This window comes from Sphingomonas sp. MM-1, assembly GCF_000347675.2.
GTDB classification, from domain to species: domain Bacteria; phylum Pseudomonadota; class Alphaproteobacteria; order Sphingomonadales; family Sphingomonadaceae; genus Sphingomonas_E; species Sphingomonas_E fennica.
Genome location: NC_020561.1, coordinates 3,685,322 through 3,704,211 on the forward strand (window position 1 = coordinate 3,685,322; position 18,890 = coordinate 3,704,211).

At 66.3% G+C, this 18,890-nt stretch carries 12 protein-coding genes; 4 read left to right on the plus strand and 8 right to left on the minus strand.

Annotated elements, in window-relative coordinates:
• Nucleotides 1–41 precede the first annotated feature (41 nt).
• Nucleotides 42–791, plus strand: coding sequence for a queuosine precursor transporter (locus G432_RS17500; protein ID WP_041864977.1), 750 nt, complete (start codon nucleotides 42–44; stop codon nucleotides 789–791).
• Nucleotides 792–809: 18 nt separating this feature from the next.
• On the opposite strand, the gene G432_RS17505 is transcribed toward G432_RS17500, so the two are convergent.
• Both G432_RS17505 and purF read right to left on the minus strand, forming a co-directional pair.
• Complete coding sequence (locus tag G432_RS17505; protein WP_015460155.1) at nucleotides 810–1,547, minus strand: SDR family NAD(P)-dependent oxidoreductase; 738 nt, start codon at nucleotides 1,545–1,547, stop codon at nucleotides 810–812.
• Nucleotides 1,544–3,004, minus strand: a complete 1,461-nt coding sequence (purF, locus tag G432_RS17510) for an amidophosphoribosyltransferase (RefSeq protein ID WP_015460156.1) — start codon at nucleotides 3,002–3,004, stop codon at nucleotides 1,544–1,546. The genes G432_RS17505 and purF overlap by 4 nt, the downstream gene beginning before the upstream one ends.
• 124 nt (nucleotides 3,005–3,128) lie before the next feature.
• Here purF and hisI point away from each other — a divergent pair, with 124 nt between their 5' ends.
• The gene (hisI, locus tag G432_RS17515; RefSeq protein WP_015460157.1) at nucleotides 3,129–3,488 is read left to right on the plus strand and encodes a phosphoribosyl-AMP cyclohydrolase; all 360 of its coding nucleotides are present in this window, start codon (nucleotides 3,129–3,131) and stop codon (nucleotides 3,486–3,488) included.
• Nucleotides 3,489–3,500: 12 nt separating this feature from the next.
• Here hisI and ung read toward each other — a convergent pair whose 3' ends face one another.
• From ung to rpoB, 4 genes are all read right to left on the minus strand, one after another.
• Complete coding sequence (gene ung / locus G432_RS17520; protein WP_041865541.1) at nucleotides 3,501–4,187, minus strand: uracil-DNA glycosylase; 687 nt, start codon at nucleotides 4,185–4,187, stop codon at nucleotides 3,501–3,503.
• 11 nt (nucleotides 4,188–4,198) lie between these two features.
• Nucleotides 4,199–4,378, minus strand: a complete 180-nt coding sequence (locus tag G432_RS17525) for a hypothetical protein (RefSeq protein WP_041864978.1) — start codon at nucleotides 4,376–4,378, stop codon at nucleotides 4,199–4,201.
• A gap of 59 nt (nucleotides 4,379–4,437) precedes the next feature.
• Entirely contained in the window at nucleotides 4,438–8,691 is a 4,254-nt protein-coding gene (gene rpoC / locus G432_RS17530) for a DNA-directed RNA polymerase subunit beta' (RefSeq protein WP_015460159.1), read from the minus strand.
• 86 nt (nucleotides 8,692–8,777) lie between these two features.
• On the minus strand, nucleotides 8,778–12,932 hold the full coding sequence (gene rpoB, locus G432_RS17535) for a DNA-directed RNA polymerase subunit beta (RefSeq protein ID WP_015460160.1): 4,155 nt from the start codon (nucleotides 12,930–12,932) through the stop codon (nucleotides 8,778–8,780).
• A gap of 376 nt (nucleotides 12,933–13,308) precedes the next feature.
• Here rpoB and G432_RS24350 point away from each other — a divergent pair, with 376 nt between their 5' ends.
• Nucleotides 13,309–13,896, plus strand: a complete 588-nt coding sequence (locus G432_RS24350; RefSeq protein WP_015460161.1) for a serine O-acetyltransferase — start codon at nucleotides 13,309–13,311, stop codon at nucleotides 13,894–13,896.
• A 72-nt stretch (nucleotides 13,897–13,968) separates the two neighbouring features.
• A complete protein-coding gene (locus tag G432_RS17545) occupies nucleotides 13,969–15,567 on the plus strand; it encodes a hypothetical protein (protein ID WP_015460162.1) in 1,599 nt (532 codons plus the stop codon).
• 47 nt (nucleotides 15,568–15,614) lie between these two features.
• On the opposite strand, the gene G432_RS17550 is transcribed toward G432_RS17545, so the two are convergent.
• Both G432_RS17550 and G432_RS17555 read right to left on the minus strand, forming a co-directional pair.
• Entirely contained in the window at nucleotides 15,615–17,159 is a 1,545-nt protein-coding gene (locus G432_RS17550) for a 2-isopropylmalate synthase (protein ID WP_015460163.1), read from the minus strand.
• A gap of 304 nt (nucleotides 17,160–17,463) precedes the next feature.
• Nucleotides 17,464–18,600: an FAD-dependent oxidoreductase gene (locus G432_RS17555; protein WP_015460164.1), complete on the minus strand. Its 1,137-nt coding sequence runs from the start codon at nucleotides 18,598–18,600 to the stop codon at nucleotides 17,464–17,466.
• Nucleotides 18,601–18,890: the final 290 nt, after the last annotated feature.

Consider the following 18,890-nt stretch of genomic DNA (forward strand, 5'->3'; position numbering starts at 1 on the left):
GGCACTTGCATCAGGCGCGCCCGGCTCTAGTCTCCACCGTCATGGACGGGGCAGAGCAGGGGCGGCCGATCGCGGTCGAGGCGGGGGCGCTGGGCGCGCGTCCGCTGCGCTATTTCGATTTCGTGATGGCGGCCTTCGTCGCGATCATGCTGCTGTCGAACGTGCTGGGCGCGGGCAAGGTGGCGGTGATCGACCTGCCGGGCATCGGCCTCTGGCCGTTCGGTGCAGGCATCCTCTTCTTCCCGCTAGGCTATGTGATCGGCGATGTCCTGACCGAGGTCTATGGCTATGCCCGCGCCCGGCGCTGCATCTGGGTGGGCACCGTCGCCCTCCTGTTCATGGCGCTGATGTCGTGGGTGGTGGTGGCGCTGCCGCCGGCTGAAAGCTGGGGCGGGCAGGCCGCCTATGAACAGGTGTTCGGCCAGGTGCCGCGCATCGTCTTCGCGTCCATCACCGCCTTCTGGGCCGGCGAGTTCGCCAATTCCTACGTTCTGGCCCGGATGAAGGTGTGGACACAGGGCCGGTATCTCTGGACCCGCACGATCGGTTCCACGGTCGTCGGGCAGGGCGTGGACAGCCTGATCTTCTATCCGCTGGCCTTCTGGGGCGCCGCGGAATGGACCCATGCTCTCGTTTTCAAGGTGCTGATAACGCAGTGGATATTGAAGGTGAGCTGGGAGGCGCTGTTGACGCCCGTCACCTATGTCGTCGTCGGCTTCCTCAAGCGCCGCGAAGGTGTCGACATCTTCGATGAGGACACCAATTTCACGCCCTTCCGAACACGTTTGTAGCCGCCGGGCGGCGGCCGGTTATTCCGCCGCTTGGGCCGCCGGCGCGCTTTCCACCCGCACGCGGTGGCCGGTCGGGAAATCGCGGGTCAGCAGCTCCACGATCGCGTCGCCGACCACGGATGCGGGTTTGAGGGTGGCTGCGTCCTCGCCGGGAAAGGCGCGCGCGCGCATCTTCGTCGCGGTGGCACCCGGATCGACGATCGCCACGCGGACGTCGCCCAGATTGGCCACTTCGTCCGCATAGGCCAGCAGCAGCGTTTCCAGCGCCGCCTTGGAGGCGCCATAGGCCCCCCAATAGGCTCTGGGAGACCCGCCGACGCTGGAGGTGATGCCGATGACGCGCGCGGCATCCGCCGCCTTCAGCAGCGGATCGAATGCCGCGATCAGCGCCTGCTGCGCCACCACGTTCAGCGCCAGCACCTTGGCGAATTCCTTGCCGTCGATCGCAGGCACGGGCGCCAGCGTGCCGAGGGTGGCGGCGTTGAGCACGAGGATGTCGAGCTTTGGCCAGCGGCCGGCGATGGCGGTGGCGAGGCGGGAGATGCTCTCCCCATCGGTCAGGTCCAGAGGGGCGATGGTGGCGGTGCCGCCGGCCGCGTGGATGCGGCCTTCCACTTCCTCGAGCCCGCCGGCGGTGCGCGCCGTCAGGATCACATGGGCGCCGGCCGCGGCCAGCGCCTCGGCCGTGGCCGCGCCGATCCCGCGCGAGGCGCCGGTGACGAGTGCGGTGCGGCCTTCCAGCGGCCTCGCCGTCATGCGACCACCCGTTCGGCGAGCAGCGAAAGCTGATCGGCGGGGGCCACTTCGTCCTGATCGGTCAGGTGGGTCGGATAATCGCCGGTGAAGCAGGCGTCGCAATATTGCGGGGTGCCTTCCTCGCGCATGTCCTCGCCCAGCGCGCGGTAGAGGCCGTCGACCGAGACGAAGGCAAGGCTGTCGGCGCCGATATAGGTCGCCATTTCCGCCACCGTCATCTGCGCGGCGAGCAGCTTGGCGCGTTCCGGCGTGTCGACGCCGTAGAAGCAGCTATGCCGCGTCGGCGGGCTGGCGATGCGCAGGTGCACCTCGGCCGCGCCCGCATCGCGCAGCATCTGCAGGATCTTCACGCTGGTGGTGCCGCGCACGATCGAATCGTCGATCAGCACGATGCGCTTGCCGTCCAGCAATTCCTTGTTGGCGTTATGCTTCAGCTTCACGCCGAGGTGGCGGACCTGATCGCCGGGCTGGATGAAGGTGCGGCCCACATAATGCGAACGGATGATGCCGAGCTCGAACGGGATGCCCGATTGCTGGGCATAGCCGATCGCCGCCGGCACGCCCGAATCCGGCACGGGAACGACCAGATCGGCCTCGACCGGATTTTCCATGGCGAGCTGCGCGCCGATCCGCTTGCGCACGCCGTAGACCGAGGAACCGTCCACGATCGAATCGGGGCGCGAGAAATAGACATGCTCGAAGATGCAGGGGCGCGGGCTGACCGGCGCGAACGGCCGGTGCGACTTGATCCCCTGTTCGGAGACGATCACGATCTCGCCCGGCTCCACCTGGCGCAGGAAGGTGGCGCCAACCACGTCCAGCGCCACGGTTTCGGACGCGAAGATATAGGCATCGCCGATACGGCCCATCACCAGCGGGCGGATGCCCAGCGGATCGCGGCAGGCGATCATGCCCTCGGGCGTCATGCAGATCAGCGAATAAGCGCCTTCCACCCGCTTCAGCGCATCGATGAAACGATCGAGCAGCGTGCGATAGGTGGAGGTGGCGACCAGATGAATGATCGTTTCGGTGTCGCTGGTCGACTGGAAGATCGCGCCGCGGCGCACCAGTTCGCGACGCAGCTTCATCGCGTTGGAGAGGTTGCCGTTATGCGCGACCGCGAAACCACCGGACGAAAGCTCGGCGAACAGGGGCTGCACGTTGCGCAGCGCCGTCTCGCCGGTCGTCGAATAGCGGACGTGGCCGCAGGCGACATTGCCCGGCAGGCCGCGAATCACGTCGTCGCGGTCGAAATTGCCGGCGACGTGGCCCATCGCGCGGTGCGCGTGGAAGGCGCGGCCGTCCCAGCTTACGATGCCCGCGGCTTCCTGGCCGCGATGCTGGAGGGCATGGAGGCCCAAGGCCACCATGGCGGACGCGGTCTCCGCGCCCCAGATGCCGAAAATGCCGCACTCCTCGCGGAGCTTGTCGTCGTCGAAAGGATTAGTCGTGATCATCGCGTGCGCCCGTCGGGTGATCCTGTTGGCGCGGCATATAGGGATGCCTTTCCCATTTGTCGCCCCTTTGTAACCGTGTCGTTGCAGCTTGTAGGATTCCATCCGCCGCGATAGGCCCCGATCCATGGATCAGGATCGCGAAACCGGCACGGAATTCCAACCGAAATTCGATGCGGCGGGGCTTGTTACCGCCGTCGTCACCGATGTCCGTAATGGGGACGTCCTGATGGTGGCGCATATGAACGCAGAAGCGATCGAGCGGACGATCGCAACCGGTGAGGCGCATTTCTGGTCGCGTTCGCGCGGCAGCCTGTGGCGCAAGGGGGAAACCAGCGGCCATGTGCTGCGGGTCGCGGAGATGCGCGTCGATTGCGATCAGGACGCGATCTGGATCAAGGCCGAGCCGGCCGGCCCCGCCTGCCATACGGGGGCGCCGAACTGCTTCTATCGCCGGATCGAAGGCGGGGTGCTGGTGCGGGTGTGATCCACCCCGCCCTCACACGTCCGGCAGCGCCCAGTCGATCGGTTCCCGCCCCTTGGCGGTGAGGAAGGCGTTGGCCTTCGAGAAATGGCGGCAGCCGAAGAAGCCGTTATGCGCCGATAGCGGGGAGGGGTGGGGCGCCTTCATCACCAGATGGCGGCTGTCGTCCACGAAGGCCGCCTTGCGCTGCGCATAGGCGCCCCAGAGCATGAACACCGTGGGCTCGGCCCGTTCGTTGACGAGGCGGATCACCGCGTCCGTGAAGCGTTCCCAGCCCTTGCCCTGGTGGGATGCGGCGCGGCCCATCTCCACGGTCAGCACGCTGTTGAGCAGCAGCACGCCCTGCTTCGCCCAATGTTCCAGGAAGCCGTGGCGGGCGGGGGCGATGCCGAGATCGGCCTGCATTTCCTTGTAGATGTTCACCAGCGACGGCGGCGTCCGCACGCCGGGCTGCACGCTGAAGCAGAGGCCATGCGCCTGCCCTTCGCCATGATAGGGGTCCTGGCCGAGGATGACGACCCGCACATCCTCCAGCGGCGTCAGGTCCAGCGCGCGGAAATATTCGCTGCCCTTGGGGAAGATGCGCCGCCCGCGCGCCTTCTCGTCGAGCAGGAACTGCTTGAGCGCGGCCATGTGGGGAGCCTGGAATTCGGGCGCCAGCGGGCCTTTCCAGCTTTGGTGCAGCTTGATCGTATCGGACATCGCGGTGGCGTTCATTCCTCGGGCGGTTGCTGATCGCGGGGGAGCCGGCGGAAGGCGCGGATGCCCGCGAGCATCGGCAGCAGCAACAGCGCCAGAAGCGCGATTATGATGACTTTGGCGAGCATGGCGGGAGGATAAAGCGGGGCGGTGGCGGATGCCAGCCCCTTCGGGTGGCGGCCCCTGCCGGCCATGAAAAACCCCGCCGGATCGCTCCGGCGGGGTCGTTCATTCCTGCCCGGACGGGCTGGTCCTATTCGAGGTCTTCGGTGGTGAAGTCCTCGCCGACCACCGCGCCCAGGGGATCGTCACCCGTGTCGTCCTCCACCGGGCGGCGGAGTTCCGCGGCATGCTCCTCGGCGGCCGTTTCCGGCGCGACGAGGGAGGCCTGCCACGCCTTCTGCGAGGCGCGGAGCGCCGCGTCGCGGCTGGAGGCGGTGACGCGCAGGCGGTTCATGCCCGCGCCAGTGCCGGCCGGGATCAGGCGGCCGACGATCACATTCTCCTTCAGGCCATCGAGCGTGTCGATCTTGCCCTGCACCGAAGCCTCGGTCAGCACGCGGGTCGTTTCCTGGAACGACGCGGCCGAGATGAAGCTGCGGGTCTGGAGCGAGGCCTTGGTGATGCCGAGCAGCACCGGCTTGCCTTCCGCGGGCAGCTTGCCCTCGGCGACCAGCTTCTCGTTCACCTCGTCCATCTCGATCCGGTCGAGCTGTTCGCCCGGAAGCAGCGTCGAATCGCCGGCCGCCGTGATCTCAACCTTCTGCAGCATCTGACGGACGATCGTCTCGATGTGCTTGTCGTTGATCTTCACGCCCTGCAGTCGATAGACTTCCTGGATTTCCGACACGAGATATTCGGCAAGCGGCTCGATGCCGAGCACTTCCAGAATATCGTGCGGATCCGGGCTGCCGCCGATCAGGTTGTCGCCACGCTTCACGTAGTCGCCTTCCTGAACGTCGATCACCTTCGACTTCGGGATCAGATATTCGATCGCTTCCGAGCCATCTTCTGGACGGATCAGGATCTTGCGCTTCGCCTTATAGTCCTTGCCGAATTCGACACGGCCGGAGACCTTGGCGATGATCGCATTTTCCTTCGGCTTGCGCGCTTCGAACAGCTCGGCCACGCGCGGCAGACCGCCCGTGATGTCGCGGGTCTTGGCGGCTTCGCGCGGCACGCGGGCAAGCACGTCGCCGGCCTGCACGGTCTGGCCGTCCTCGACCGCGACGATCGATCCCGGGATCAGGCGCGACACGCCGGTCTCGCCGCTGCTCTCGTCGAGCAGGGTGATACGCGGACGGAAGTCGTCCTTCTTCGACTTGAGATGATCTTCCACGATCACACGCTGCGAAATGCCGGTCGCTTCGTCGGTTTCCTCGCGAACCGTGCGGTTCTCGATCATGTCCTGGAAGCGGACGATACCGCCCTTTTCGGTGATGACCGGGCTGAACGAGGGGTCCCATTCCGCGATGCGATCGCCCTTGGAGACGATCGCCCCGTCTTCCACCAGCAGGGTGGCGCCGTAGGGCAGGCGATGGGTGGCGCGTTCGCGGCCATCCATGTCGAGGATCGCGATCTCGCCGTTGCGGGCCAGCGTCAGGCGACGGCCGCGCGGGTCGATGATCGTCGGCACGTCGCGATAGACGAGCGTGCCGTCCGCCACGGCTTCCAGGTTCGATTCCTGGTTGAGCTGGGCGGCGCCGCCGATGTGGAAGGTCCGCATCGTAAGCTGCGTGCCCGGCTCGCCGATCGACTGCGCCGCGATGACGCCGACGGCCTCGCCGATGTTCACCGGCGTGCCGCGGGCGAGATCGCGCCCGTAGCAGGCCGCGCAGACGCCGTTCTTCGATTCGCAGACCAGCGGGCTGCGGATCTTGACCGACTGGAGGCTGATCGCCTCGATCTGCACGATGTGCGCCTCGTCGAGCAGCGTGCCCTCGGGGATCACCACCTCGTTCGTCTTGCTGTCGACGATGTCCTCGGCCGTGGTGCGGCCCAGGATACGCTCGCCCAGCGAGGCGATGGTGGCGCCGCCCTGCACGATCGCCTTCATCTCCAGCGCGCGCTCGGTGCCGCAATCCAGCTCGACGACGACGCAATCCTGCGACACGTCGACCAGACGACGGGTGAGATAACCCGAGTTCGCGGTCTTCAACGCCGTATCCGCGAGACCCTTGCGGGCGCCGTGGGTGGAGTTGAAATATTCAAGGACGGTCAGGCCTTCCTTGAAGTTGGAGATGATCGGCGTCTCGATGATCTCGCCCGAAGGCTTGGCCATCAGGCCGCGCATGCCGGCAAGCTGCTTGATCTGGGCGGCCGAGCCACGGGCACCGGAATGCGCCATCATGTAGATGGCGTTGATCGGCTTCTCGCGGCCGGTCTCCGGGTCCGTCTTGACCGCCTGGATCTCCTTCATCATCTCGGCCGCCACGCGGTCGCCGCAGCGCGACCAGGCGTCGATCACCTTGTTATACTTTTCCTGCTGGGTGATCAGGCCGTCCTGATACTGCTGCTCGTAATCCTTCACGAGCGTGCGCGTCTCCTCGACCAGCGGGTCCTTCGCCGCCGGGATCACCATGTCGTCCTTGCCGAACGAGATGCCGGCCTTGAAGGCGTGACGGAAGCCCAGCGCCATGATCGCGTCGGCGAACAGCACCGTCTCCTTCTGGCCGGTGTGGCGATAGACCTCGTCGATCACGTCGCCGATGTCCTTCTTGGTGAGCAGGCGGTTGACCGTCTCGAAGGGCACCTTGTGGCTCTTGGGGAGGCATTCGCCCAGCAGCATGCGGCCCGGCGTGGTCTCGTAGCGCTTCATATACTGGTTGCCGGCCTCGTCCGTCTGCGGGACGCGGCTGACGATCTTGGTATGGAGCGTCACGGCACCGGTGTTGAGCGCCTGGTGGACCTCAATCATGTCCGCCAGCAGCATGCCTTCGCCCGGCTCGCCCTGCTTCTCCATCGAGAGATAGTAGAGACCGAGCACCATGTCCTGCGACGGCACGATGATCGGCTTGCCGTTGGCGGGCGACAGGATGTTGTTGGTCGACATCATGAGGACGCGCGCTTCCAGCTGCGCCTCAAGCGAGAGCGGGACGTGCACGGCCATCTGGTCGCCGTCGAAGTCGGCGTTGAAGGCCGAGCAGACCAGCGGGTGAAGCTGGATCGCCTTGCCTTCGATCAGCACCGGCTCGAACGCCTGGATGCCGAGGCGGTGGAGCGTCGGCGCGCGGTTCAGCAGCACCGGATGCTCGCGGATCACCTCGTCCAGGATGTCCCAGACTTCCTTGCGTTCCTTCTCGACCCACTTCTTGGCCTGCTTCAGGGTCATGGAGAGACCCTTGGCGTCCAGGCGGGCGTAGATGAACGGCTTGAACAGCTCGAGCGCCATCTTCTTGGGCAGGCCGCACTGGTGGAGCTTCAGCTCCGGACCGGTCACGATCACCGAACGGCCGGAATAGTCGACGCGCTTGCCGAGCAGGTTCTGGCGGAAGCGGCCCTGCTTGCCCTTGAGCATGTCGGACAGCGACTTCAGCGGACGCTTGTTGGCGCCCGTGATGGTGCGGCCGCGGCGGCCGTTATCGAACAGCGCGTCGACGGCTTCCTGCAGCATGCGCTTTTCGTTGCGGACGATGATGTCCGGCGCGCGCAACTCCATAAGCCGCTTCAGGCGGTTGTTGCGGTTGATGACGCGGCGATAGAGGTCGTTCAGGTCCGACGTCGCGAAGCGGCCGCCATCCAGCGGCACCAGCGGGCGCAGTTCCGGCGGAATGACCGGGATCACTTCCAGGATCATCCATTCCGGGCGGTTGCCGGATTCGATGAAGCTTTCGACGACCTTCAGGCGCTTGATGATCTTCTTGGGCTTCAGCTCCGACTTGGTCTCGGCCAGTTCCTTGAGAAGATCGACGCGCTCGCCCTCGAGATCGAGGCTCTCGAGCATCTTGCGCACGGCTTCGGCGCCGATGCCGGCGGTGAAGGCGTCCTCGCCATATTCGTCCTGCGCCTCGAGAAGCTCGTCCTCGGTGAGGAGCTGATACTTCTCAAGCGGGGTCAGGCCCGGCTCGATGACGATATAGGCTTCGAAGTAGAGCACGCGCTCGAGTTGCTTGAGCTGCATGTCGAGCAGCAGGCCGATGCGCGACGGCAGCGACTTCAGGAACCAGATGTGCGCAACCGGCGCCGCCAACTCGATATGGCCCATGCGTTCGCGGCGGACCTTCGAGACGGTGACTTCGACGCCGCACTTTTCGCAGACGATGCCCTTGTATTTCATGCGCTTGTACTTGCCGCACAAGCATTCGTAATCCTTGATCGGACCGAAGATGCGCGCGCAGAACAGGCCGTCACGCTCGGGCTTGAACGTGCGGTAGTTGATCGTCTCGGGCTTCTTGATCTCGCCGAACGACCAGGAACGGATGCGTTCCGGCGAGGCGATGCCGATGCGGATCTGGTCGAAGGTCTCGGGCTTCGCGATCGGATTGGCGAAATTGGTGAGTTCGTTCATTTTCTCTTCCCTCTAGAGGGCAAATCTACGGACGGCTGGGGGGAGGATGCGGGCGCGGCCTTCGAAAAGGCAGCGCCCGGAACCCCTTATTCCGCCGCCTCGGCCAGGCCGTCGTCCTCGATGCTCTTGAGTTCGACGTTGAGGCCCAGCGACCGCATTTCCTTGACGAGCACGTTGAAGCTCTCCGGGATGCCGGCCTCGAAGGTATCGTCGCCCTTGACGATCGCTTCATAGACCTTGGTGCGGCCGACCACGTCGTCGGACTTCACCGTCAGCATTTCCTGGAGCGTGTAGGCGGCGCCATAGGCCTGGAGCGCCCACACTTCCATTTCACCGAAGCGCTGGCCGCCGAACTGGGCCTTGCCGCCCAGCGGCTGCTGGGTGACGAGGCTGTACGGCCCGATCGAACGCGCGTGGATCTTGTCGTCGACCAGGTGGTGGAGCTTCAGCATGTAGATGTAGCCCACGGTGACGCGGCGATCGAACGCCTCGCCGGTGCGGCCGTCATACAGCTCCACCTGACCCGACGTGTCGTAACCCGCCATGGTCAGCATCGCCGACACGTCCGCCTCGCGGGCGCCGTCGAACACCGGCGTCGCCATCGGCACGCCATTCTTCAGCACCTTCGCCATCTCGACGATCTGGTCGGGGCTGCGGGCGTCGATCTCGGCATGATATTGATTGCCGTAGATCGTCTTCAGCCGTTCCACCACCGCGGCCGGCGGGGCCGCCGCCTCCGGGTTGGGATTGGCTTCGCGCCACGCTTCCAGCGCCTCGGTCACCTGCTTGCCCAGGCCGCGCGCGGCCCAGCCGAGATGGGTCTCGAAGATCTGGCCGACGTTCATGCGCGAAGGCACGCCCAGCGGGTTGAGCACGAGATCGACCGGGGTGCCGTCCTCCAGGAACGGCATGTCCTCGACCGGCAGGATGCGGCTGATGACGCCCTTGTTGCCGTGACGGCCGGCCATCTTGTCGCCCGGCTGCAGCTTGCGCTTCACCGCGACGAACACCTTGACCATCTTCAGCACGCCCGGCGGCAGCTCGTCGCCGCGCTGCAGCTTCTCGACCCGGTCCTCGAAGCGCGCCTTGATGACGCCGGCGGCGTCGTCATACTGCGCCTTCACGGCTTCCAGATCGGCCTGGCGGGCGTCGTCCTGCACGGCGAACTTCCACCATTCGTGGCGCTCGACCGAATCCAGCACCTCGGCGTCGATCTCCACGCCCTTCTTCACGCCCTTGGGCGCCGCCGTGGCCACCTGGCCCAGCAGCATTTCGCGAAGCCGCGCGAAGGTCGCGCGGTTCAGGATGCCGCGTTCGTCCTCGGCGTCCTTGCGCAGGCGATCGATCTCCTCGCGCTCGATCGCCATCGCGCGCTCGTCCTTGTCGATGCCGTGGCGGTTGAACACGCGGACGTCGACGATCGTGCCGGCCACGCCCGGCGGCAGGCGGAGCGAGGTGTCGCGCACGTCGCTGGCCTTTTCGCCGAAGATGGCGCGCAGCAGCTTTTCTTCCGGCGTCATCGGGCTTTCGCCCTTCGGCGTGATCTTGCCGACCAGGATGTCGCCCGGCTCCACCTCGGCGCCGATGTAGACGATGCCGGCCTCGTCGAGGTTGCGCAGCGCTTCTTCACCGACGTTCGGGATGTCGCGGGTGATGTCCTCCGGCCCCAGCTTGGTGTCGCGGGCCATCACCTCGAACTCGTCGATGTGGATCGACGTGAACACGTCGTCCTTCACGATCCGTTCGCTGATGAGGATCGAGTCCTCGTAGTTGTAGCCGTTCCAGGGCATGAACGCGACGAGCGCGTTGCGGCCCAGCGCCAGCTCGCCGAACTCGGTCGACGGGCCGTCGGCGATCACGTCGCCCTTGCGGACGACATCGCCCACCTTCACCAGCGGACGCTGGTTGATGCAGGTCGACTGGTTGGAGCGCTGGAACTTCATCAGCGTGTAGATGTCGACGCCCGACTTGCCGGCCTCGACCTCCTCGGTCGCGCGGATGACGATGCGGGTCGCGTCCACCTGGTCGACGATGCCGGAGCGGCGGGCGCCGATGGCGGCACCCGAATCCCGCGCCACCGTCTCTTCCATGCCGGTGCCGACGAACGGCGCCTCGGCGCGGACGAGCGGCACGGCCTGGCGCTGCATGTTCGATCCCATGAGCGCGCGGTTGGCGTCGTCATTTTCCAGGAACGGAATCAGCGAGGCGGCGACCGACACGAGCTGCTTCGGGCTCACGTCCATCAGCGTGATCTGGTCGCGCGGGGCGATCAGGAACTCGCCGGCCTGGCGGGAGGAGACGAGTTCCTCGACGAAGCGGCCCTCAGCATCCAACTCCGCGTTCGCCTGGGCGATCGTGTGCTTGGCCTCTTCCATGGCGGAGAGGTAGACCACCTCGTTGGTGACCTTGTTGTCCACGACCTTGCGATACGGCGTCTCGATGAAGCCGTACTTGTTGACGCGGCTGAACGAGGCCAGCGAGTTGATCAGGCCGATGTTCGGGCCTTCCGGCGTTTCGATCGGGCAGATGCGGCCATAGTGCGTCGGGTGCACGTCGCGCACCTCGAAGCCCGCGCGCTCGCGGGTGAGACCGCCCGGCCCGAGGGCGGAGACGCGGCGCTTGTGCGTCACTTCCGACAGCGGGTTGGTCTGGTCCATGAACTGCGAGAGCTGCGAGGAGCCGAAGAACTCGCGCACGGCGGCGACCGCCGGCTTCGCGTTGATCAGGTCGTTCGGCATGACGGTCGACACGTCGACCGAGGACATGCGCTCCTTCACGGCGCGCTCCATGCGGAGCAGGCCGACGCGATACTGGTTCTCCAGCAGCTCGCCCACCGAACGCACGCGGCGGTTGCCGAGATTGTCGATGTCGTCGATCTCGCCCTTGCCGTCCTTCAGGTCGACAAGCGTCTTCACCACGGCGAGGATGTCCTCGCTGCGCAGCGTCGTCACCGTATCCTCGGCGTCGAGGTCGAGGCGCATGTTGAGCTTCACGCGGCCCACGGCCGAGAGATCATAGCGCTCGGGATCAAAGAACAGGCCGGCGAACAGCGCTTCGGCGGTTTCCTTCGTCGGCGGTTCGCCGGGGCGCATGACGCGGTAGATTTCGGACAGCGCGTGATCGCGGTCCTCGACCTTGTCGGCCTTCAGCGTGTTGCGGATCCACGGACCGGTCGAGACATGGTCGATGTCGAGAAGCTCGAGCTTCTCGAGCCCGGCCTGGTCGAGCAGCTCCAGATTTTCCGGCGTCACTTCGTCGCCGGCCTCGATCCAGATGCGGCCGGTCCGCTCGTCGATCAGGTCATAGGCCGAATATTTGCCATAGATCTCGTCGGTCGGGATCAGCAGCATGGTCAGGCCGTCCTTGCCGGCCTTGTTGGCGGCGCGGGGGCTGATCTTGGTGCCGGCCGTGAACACGACCTCGCCGGTATCGGCGTTCACCACGTCGAAATTCGGCTTCTGGCCGCGCCAGTTCTCCGGGGTGTAGGGCACCTTCCAGCCGCCCTCGCCACGGACCCAGGTGAGGCGGCCGTAGAAATGGTTGAGGATTTCCTCGCCGTTCAGGCCCAGCGCATAGAGCAGGGTCGTGACCGGCAGCTTGCGCTTGCGGTCGATGCGGACGTTGACGATGTCCTTGGCATCGAACTCGAAATCGAGCCACGAGCCACGATAGGGGATGACGCGGGCGGCGAAGAGATACTTGCCCGAAGCGTGCGTCTTGCCGCGATCATGATCGAACAGCACGCCCGGCGAACGGTGCATCTGCGAAACGATCACGCGCTCGGTGCCGTTGACGAAGAACGTGCCGTTCTCCGTCATCAGCGGCATGTCGCCCATGTAGACGTCCTGCTCCTTGATATCGAGCACGGAGCGGGTTTCCGTATCGGGGTCCACCTCGAACACGATCAGGCGCAGCGTGACGCGCATCGGCGCCGCATAGGTGATGCCGCGCTGGCGGCACTCGTCCACGTCATATTTCGGCGGCTCGAGTTCGTAGTTCACGAAGTCGAGTTCGGCGGTGCCGGCGAAATCGCGGATCGGGAAGACGGAGCGCAGCGTCTTTTCCAGGCCGGAGACATAAGCGTCCTCGGGGCGGGAGCGCAGGAACTGTTCGTAGCTTTCGCGCTGCACCTCGATCAGGTTCGGCATCTGCACCACTTCGTGGATGTTGCCGAAAACCTTGCGGATGCGCTTCTTCGCGGTGTTGATGAGGGCCTGGCCGGATGCCGCCTGGGTCGCCATATTTTGTCCTCGCGTCCGATCAAAAATTCACCCGCCTCGCAGCGGATCGCAGCCGATTCGCGGGGTAGGTCCCACGAAAAAAAGTGCGGGTCCGGGCCGTCGGAACCGCACTGCCTGCGTCTGGTAGAACCTCGCCAAACTCCCCATTCGTCGCGGCCTGTGCGCAAAGCAGGCCGTGTCCCGGAAGCGGACGAAGCGGCCTTCCCCTCCCAAGGCGGGTCGAAAAGGCCGTGAAATCCGTATGGGGGCTATATAGGGCGGCTGTTGGATTTCGCCAAGGGGTTTCACCGCACCCGTTTGCCGGCATGGCCGATTAGCGGTTTCGCCCGGCGCTTCATTTGGATAGCCATGGTCGCGAAGGCAAGTGGCCGGTCGGATGAAGGTGAGGCGGGTGAAGGGCGATATCAGGAGTGGCGATCTGGCGCGGGACGAAGCCGGCTGGCGGCCGGACTGGTCGCGCGAGCGGCGCCGGCGCTGGTCCTGGACGCCCTCGCGCGCCCTGATCAGCAGCATTCGCGATTATCAGCGGGCGGCCGCCCGGCACGGGCCGTTCGCGGCGATCGCGCGGCGATCGGCCATCCTGCGCCATCGCTTCTGGAGCGTCGTGACCGGGGCGGATATTCCGCTCAACGTCTCCATCGGCGGGGGAATGCTGCTGCCGCATCCCAACGGCGTGGTCATCCATCCCGAGGCGGAGATCGGCCCCAATTGCTGCCTGTTCCAGCAGGTGACGATCGGCAAGCGCGGGCCGGGCGGCGCACCCAAGCTGGGCTGCTGGGTGGAGGCAGGCGCGGGCGCCCGGATATTGGGCGGCGTCACGATCGGCGATCACGCGCTGATCGGCGCCAACGCCGTGGTGCTTTCGGACGTGCCACCGCGCACGATCATGGTCGGCGCGCCGGCGCGGCCGGTGGGCGTGAGGGACGAGGCGGAACTGCGCGGTCGCGAGCAGGAGACGCTTTAGATCGCTTCCGGCGGCTTTGCCCGTCATAAGGATCAGGCGGCCCGCTGGCGGGCGTGGAATGGGGATGAGAGGATGGCGCTGCGGCTGAACACGGCTTCCGGGGGCGGTAGGCGCCAGGCCCGCGCCGGTATCCTGGTCGGCATCGCGACGGCGGCGCTGGCGGCGGGCGGGCTCGGCGCGGCGCTGCTGATCGGCGGCGGCGGGGATGCGCCGGCCGCGCCCGTCGCACCCGGCCCGGTGCCGCCCACCACGCTCGGCCTCAACCTGGCCGGCCTCAGCACCTGGGGCGGCGAGCGCACCTTCATGAACCTCGCGATCGGCGGGGGCTGGGCCAGCGAGATCAAGGGGCAGCGCGGCTGGAAGAAGATCGATGCGACGCGCCTCAATGCCGCGGGCATGCCTATTTCGCTTCAGGACGGCGAGGTCATGCACCGATCGCTGGCGATACCCGAGGGCGTCTATGGCGCCAATGCGGTCCGCATCCGCTGCACCTGGCAGGGGAAGGGCAGCCTTGCCCCCGGCGGCGGCGCGCGCAACGCCTCGCAATCGGGCAATGCCTTCGATTTCGACTGGCCGGGCAGCAACGGCGGCAAGCCCAAGGGCGCCTGGATATCGCTGAGCCGGATCGACGCGGCCGATCCGGTGCGCGGGATCGATTGCCGGGAGAAATCGGCCTCACCGACGGCCCTTTTCGCGCCGGCTTTCCTCCAGTCGCTTTCGGGCTTCAGCCTCGTCCGCTTCCTCGACTGGCAGAAGGTGAACGGGAATGCCGAGGTGAGCTGGGCCACCCGCGCCACGACCGGGAGCCTCGAGCAGAACGGGCCGGCGGGGCCCGCCGTGGAATATATGGTGGCGCTCGCCAACGAGGCGAAGGTCGATCCCTGGTTCCACATGCACTGGAATGCGGACGAGGATTATGTCCGCCGCTTCGCCGAATATGTGCGGGACAATCTGGCGCCCGGTCGCAAGGCCTATGTCGAAATGTCCAACGAGGTCTGGAACCTGGCCTTCCCCGTGACCAAGCAGGCGCAGGCGGAAGGGCTGAAGGAGGGGCTGGACAGCGACCAGTATCGGGTGATCGTGCTCCGCTATGCCGAAAAGGCGACGTGGATGAACAGGATCTGGACCGACGTGTTCAAGGCCGATCCCGGCCGGCTGGTCCGCGTCGTCGCCACCCAGAATGCCGGGCCGCAGGGGACGGAGGCGGTGCTGGGCTTCCGCGACACCGCCAAGTTCGTGGATGCGGTGGCGACGGCGCCCTATTTCGGCAACTCGACTTTCCGGGGCGAGCGCGCGACGATCCTCGATCCGGCCAACATCTTCGCCTATCTCGACAAGGACGTCGACGCCGCCATCGGCAAGGCGCTGGCGAACAAGGCGGTCGCGACCCGTTACGGCAAGCGCTACATCGCCTATGAGGCGGGGCAGCATCTGGTCTATCCGCCGCACGCCGCCGAAGTGGCGCAGCTCAACCGCGATCCCCGGATGTATGACGTCTATCGCAAATATCTGGCGGCGTGGAAAAGCCGGGTCGGCGATACGATGACGCTCTATGCCGCCACCGGCCCCTATGGCCCGTTCGGGGCCTGGGGCCTGCGCGAATATGGCGGCCAGCCGATGGACCAGACGCCCAAGCGCCGCGCGGCGGAGGATTTCCTCGCCGGCAAATAAGGGAGGGCGGGGGCGATGCCGGTCGTCCGCCGCCCTCCTTCCGGGCCTCAGCCGGCGGCGACGTCCACCGGCGCGCGGCCGCGCTTCACCATCAGCTTGTTGAGCGCGTTCACATAGGCCCGCGCCGAGGCGACGAGCGTGTCATGGTGCGCGCCGCGCCCGCGCGTGGTGCGGCCATCCTCCGAAAGCAGCACCGAAACCTCGGCCTGCGCATCGGTGCCGCCGGTGACGGCATGGACCTCATAGCGTTCCAGCGATCCGCGATCGTGGGGCACGAGTTCGCCGATCGCGGCGAACAGCGCGTCCACCGGGCCGCTGCCGCGGGTGGCGGCGGTCTTTTCCTCGCCGTCTATCTCCAGGGTCAGGATGGCGCGGGCGGGGCCGGTGCCGCAGTGGATCTCCACCTCCTTCACCTGGATGCGGTCGTGCCCGCGCAGCACCTCATCGTCGACGAGGGCGACGATATCCTCGTCGAACACAGCCTTTTTGGCATCGGCCAGCGCCTTGAAGCGGACGAAGGCATCCTGGAAGGCATTGTCGCCCAGCGAATAGCCCAGCTCCTCCAGCTTGGAACGGAAGGCCGCCCGGCCGGAATGCTTGCCCATCACGAGGTTGGAGGTGGATACGCCCACGCTTTCCGGGGTCATGATCTCGTAGGTGGAGGCATCCTTCAGCATGCCGTCCTGGTGGATGCCGCTTTCGTGCGCGAAGGCGTTGGCGCCCACGATCGCCTTGTTCGGCTGCACCTGGAAGCCGGTGATGCCCGAAACCATGCGGCTGGCGCGGGTGATCTCGGTCGATACGATGTTGGTGCGCACCGGCATCACATCGTGCCGCACCTTCAGCGCCATGGCGATTTCCTCCACCGCGGCGTTGCCGGCGCGCTCGCCGATGCCGTTGATAGTCGATTCCACCTGGCGGGCGCCCGCCATCACCGCCGAAAGCGTGTTGGCCACGGCGAGGCCCAGATCATTGTGGCAATGGGTGGAGAAGACGGCGAGGTCCGCGTTCGGCACCCGGTTGATCATGTCGCGGAACATCGCGCCATAGGTTTCCGGCGTCGCATAGCCCACCGTATCGGGCAGGTTGATCGTGCGGGCGCCGGCGGCGATCGCGGTCTCGATGGCGCGGGCGAGGAAATCGGGCTCCGATCGGGTCGCGTCCTCGGCGGACCATTCCACGTCGGGGCAGAGCCCGCTGGCGTGGGAGACGGTGCGCTGGATCGCTTCCAGCACCTCCTCCGGGCTCTTGTTGAGCTTGACGCGCATGTGGAGCGGGGAGGTGGCGATGAAGGTGTGGATGCGCGGCTTCGCCGCATGGCGCACGGCTTCCCAGGCGCGATCGATATCGGCGATCGCCGCGCGGGCGAGGCTGGCCACGGTCGCCTTCCGACACTGGCAGGCGACCTCGCTCACCGCCTCGAAATCGCCCTGGCTGGCGATGGCGAAGCCGGCTTCGATGATGTCCACGCCCATGGTTTCGAGCTGGGCCGCGACCTGGAGCTTTTCCTCGAGGTTCATCGAGCAGCCGGGCGACTGCTCGCCATCACGCAGCGTGGTATCGAAAATCAGAATGGTGTCGTTGGTAGTCACGGGGGCCTGCTCCTGTCGCAGGGTTGTCGTTCGGGGTGGTTTGCCTTGCCCTTAGACGCCGTGGCCTGAAGCCCCATGGATGGGGCCAAGCGAAATCGCGCGCCTAAGGGCGCGTAAGTCGAAGCAGGAGAAGGCCGCGGCACGACAACATGCCATGGGCCTTAACGTGGATCGGTTAACAAAGTCCAGCGCGATTCTGCGTAATATTATTGCGTTGAGGCGGGCGGCTGCCGCGATCGAGCCCGCGGTCCCGCAACCGGCGGAGGGCGCCTCGCCCCGGCACAGGCCGTTAGGGCAATCCGCTTCAGGCGACCGCATGCGCGATCTGCTGGAACAGCTCGACCACGCTCCACGGCGCGTCATCGCCAAAAAAGCGCGCCAGGTTCCGGGCGGATGCTTCGGCGGCTTCGCGGCTGCGGGGAAACAGATCATGTTCATAAGCCGCGAGTGCGGCTTCGATATCGTCGGGGTGGCGGATGATCGCTTTGGCCAGTTCCGCGCCGTCATGCATGGCCAGATTGGCCCCTTCGCCGGCAAAAGGGGACATGAGATGCGCCGCATCGCCGACCAGCGTGAGTCCCGGCACCCGATTCCAGCGATGTGCGGCCGGCAGCGCGTAGATCGGGCGAAGGAGCGGCTCGATCTGGCTGTCGATGATGAACGCGGTCAGATGCGGCGCCCATCCTTCGAAATGGCCTGCGACATGTGCCAGGCCGGCCCGCGCATCGCCGAAGTCGATGGCGCGGATCCAATCCTCGGGCTTGTCCAGCGCCGCATAGCCGCGTCCGGTCCCGTCCGCGTAGCGGTGGGCCATGATGCCTTTGCCCGGAGCGGCCGCAATGAGCGTGCCGCTGCCAATCGCGTCGATGGATGCCCGATGGCGCGCGCTGCCGTCGAGCAGCGCTATCTCGATGAAGCAGGTGCCGGCATAGACGGGCCTGGCATCGGAGAGGAGCGGCCGGACCTTCGACCAGGCGCCGTCCGCGCCCACGACCATATCGGCCGCGACTGTCGCGCCATCGGCAAAGATTATCACGCGGCGGCCGCGATCGGTGGCGATGGAGGCGATCTTGCGGCCCCATCGGATCGTTCCGGCCGGAAGCGACCCGATCAGCATGTCTCGAAGCTCGCCCCGGTCCACTTCGGGACGGGCGGAGGCGCGATCGCCGGGGCTGTCGAACAGGATGTTGCCGTTCTGGTCGACGACGCGTTTGGCATCCTCGCCGGGGCGGACGAGGCCCTGAAATGCATCGAGCAGGCCCGCATCCCGCAATGCGCGCTGGCCATTATGTTCGTGGATGTCGAGCAGGCCGCCTTGCGCCCTCGCGCTGGCCGTTGCCTCGGCTTCGTAGATCGTCGCGGGGATGCCGTTCACGTGCAGGACGCGGGCCAGCATGAGGCCGCCCAGCCCGGCACCGACGATCGCAATCTCGTTTCGCATTTCAGCGCTCCAATTGTCGCGCCAGCGTCGATCGACGCTGGCGGCTGCCATCGACCCGACAGGTCGTCAGGCGGTTGCTTACGGAGACGCTGGCCGGACCATGCCGATCGCATGGCCGACGTATATTCGACGGCCTGGCAAGCGTTTGATGCTCTGACCCGGCGGTCGTTTTTCGCGACGGCGCCGATGCTAGACCAGTCCGCCGTGTCGGACAACGCCCCGCCGATGCGCGACGTTGCCGATTTTTCGAAAGATGCTGCCTCTGCCACGCCCGAAGGCAGCCGATCGCA